The 2317-nt window shown below is 76.9% G+C and carries 2 protein-coding genes and 1 pseudogene; 1 reads left to right on the forward strand and 2 read right to left on the reverse strand.

Annotated features, from left to right (window positions below):
- Positions 1-366: SAM-dependent methyltransferase (locus tag AC0CYZ_RS16900; RefSeq protein ID WP_472217393.1), on the reverse strand; the 366-nt coding region annotated here is incomplete at its 3' end.
- Between the two features lie 141 nt (positions 367-507).
- Here AC0CYZ_RS16900 and AC0CYZ_RS16905 point away from each other — a divergent pair.
- Positions 508-1776, forward strand: a complete 1269-nt coding sequence (locus tag AC0CYZ_RS16905) for an alpha-hydroxy-acid oxidizing protein (RefSeq protein ID WP_472217395.1) — start codon at positions 508-510, stop codon at positions 1774-1776.
- Positions 1777-1863: 87 nt separating this feature from the next.
- On the opposite strand, the pseudogene AC0CYZ_RS16910 reads toward AC0CYZ_RS16905, so the two are convergent.
- Positions 1864-2317 (reverse strand): annotated as a pseudogene (locus AC0CYZ_RS16910) (hypothetical protein); the annotation flags it as partial.

Genomic DNA, 2317 nt, shown 5'->3' on the forward strand with positions numbered 1-2317 from the left:
GGCCAGTCCCAGGCGCTGCGCGCGGGTGTCGAGGCCGGCGGCGAGCAGCACAACCTGGCGGATGCCCTGCGCGGTGGCGTCGGCGAAGTACTCGTCGAAGAACCGGGTCCGCGTCCCCATGCAGCCCGACATCATCTGCCAGGTCTCGTCCTCGGAGTCGTCCTTCGGCGCGGTGGGCCGGGTCGGTAGCGGGTGCGGCGGGTCCGCGGCGGCCACGAAGGACTCCGCGTACGGGTCCGAGATCAGCCCGTCCGGCCGGTGGGTGTCGACGGCGCGCCCGGCGGCCACGACCAACGCCGTCAGGCCCACGCTCGACATCACGTCCCACTGCTCGAACCGGTCGGCCAGGGATCGGTCGCCCGCCATCGGATGCCTCCCGCGTAGATTGTTAGCGTCGACAACGAGCGTCCGCCGAGGCCGGAGACGCTGCAAGCGGAGGGTGACGATGTCGACACGGAAGGTGCTCGCGTGGTCGTCCGGGATCGATCCGTGCTAGACGATCCGGCCGTGACGAGCGGACCGGGACGCACCCGCCAGGAGGAGATCTACCGCGACGGCGTCTCCGGTCGCCGCCCCCGTGTCCCCACGGCCCCGGCGGAACGGGAACGGCGTGGCCGGCGGGCGATGAGCCGCGCCGCGGACGCCTACGTCAGCGGCGGGGCGGGCGCCGAGGCGACGATGCGTGCCGACCGGGCCGCCTACGACCGCTACGAGATCGTGCCGCGGGTGCTGCGCGGCTCGGCCGACCGCGACCTGTCCGTCGACCTCTTCGGCCGGCGTCTCGCCGCGCCGCTCCTGCTCTCGCCGATCGGCGCGCTCGACCTGGTCCGTCGCGACGCCGACCTCGCCGTCGCCCGCGGGGCCGCCGCGGCGGGGGTGCCGATGATCGTGAGCAACCAGGCCGGCTCACCCCTGGAGGCGATCGCCGCGGCCGGGGGCGCGTCACCGCGCTGGTTCCAGCTCTACTGGTCGACCTCCGACGATCTCGTCGACAGCTTCCTGCACCGCGCGGAGGGCACCGGGTGCGACGCGGTCGTCGTCACCCTGGACACGACGATGCTCGGGTGGCGCCCCCGCGACCTCGACCTCGGGCACCTGCCGTTCAGCCGGGGCCTGGGGATCGCGCAGTACACCTCGGACCCGGTGTTCGCCCGGCTCGCGGCGGCCCGGGCGGCGGCGCCGCGGACGGGCCCCGCGCCGCGGATCACACCGCAGGCGGTCCGGACCCTGCTCGAGATCACGCGCCACCACCCCGGCGGGTTCCTCGACAACCTCACCTCGCCGCTGCCGCGAGCGGCCGTCGAGACCTTCCTCGACGTGTACGCGCGCCCGCACCTGTCGTGGGAGGACCTCGCGACGCTGCGCGGGCGCACCCGTCTGCCCATCGTGCTCAAGGGCGTCCTGCACCCCGACGACGCGCGGCGGGCCGTGGACGCCGGCGTCGACGGGGTCCTGGTCTCCACCCACGGCGGCCGCCAGGTCGATGCCGCCGTCGCGTCCCTGGACGCGCTGCCCGACGTCGTGGACGCCGTCGCCGGGCGGGTGCCGGTGCTGCTCGACTCGGGGGTGCGCAGCGGTGCGGACGCCGCGATCGCGCTGGCGCTCGGGGCCACCGCGGTGTGCCTCGGGCGGCCCTGGGTCTGGGGGCTCGCGCTCGCCGGCGCCGCCGGGGTGGCGCAGGTGGTGGGCGACGTCCTCGCCGAGCTCGACCTCACCGTGGGACTCGCCGGCGCCCGCACGCCCGCCGGGGTGGAGGTCCGCCCGCGGCGCCGCTGAGGGCTCGAGCCGCCGGAACTGAGCGAGGGGCACCATCAGTCGCTTCTACCGAGCGAGGGTGCCTTTCGCTCAGTGCCTACCGAGCGGTCAGCGCAGGACGACGTCGAGCGCGGGCTCGAGCAGGCCCCGGCGGGACGCGTGGACCTCGGCGCCGGACCCGAGGACGCGCAGGTCGACCAGGGCGGCGCGGCCGTGTCGGGCGACCGCCTCCCCGTGACGCGGTCGCGGGTGGCCGCCCGTCGGCACACCCCGATGGGACAGCGACGAGCCGGGGGGCCAGGTGCCGGAGCGCACCGTGCCGGCCGACACCCTGCCGGCCGACACCGTGCGTCCCGGGCCGCGCGGGCCCGCCGTGGTGCCCGGCCGGTGCGTCCCCGGGCCGGTCCCGTTCGGCGTGGCGCCGCCCGGCGGCGGCGATCCGGGCAGAGGTGATGCGGGCAGGGGCCCGCCGGGCAGGGGTGACCCGGGCAGGGGCGGTCCGGGGAAGGGCGCGCCGGGCAGGACCGCACCCGGCAGCACCGTCGGGGGCGCGGCCTCGGGG

The organism is Actinomycetospora sp. (genome assembly GCF_055612215.1).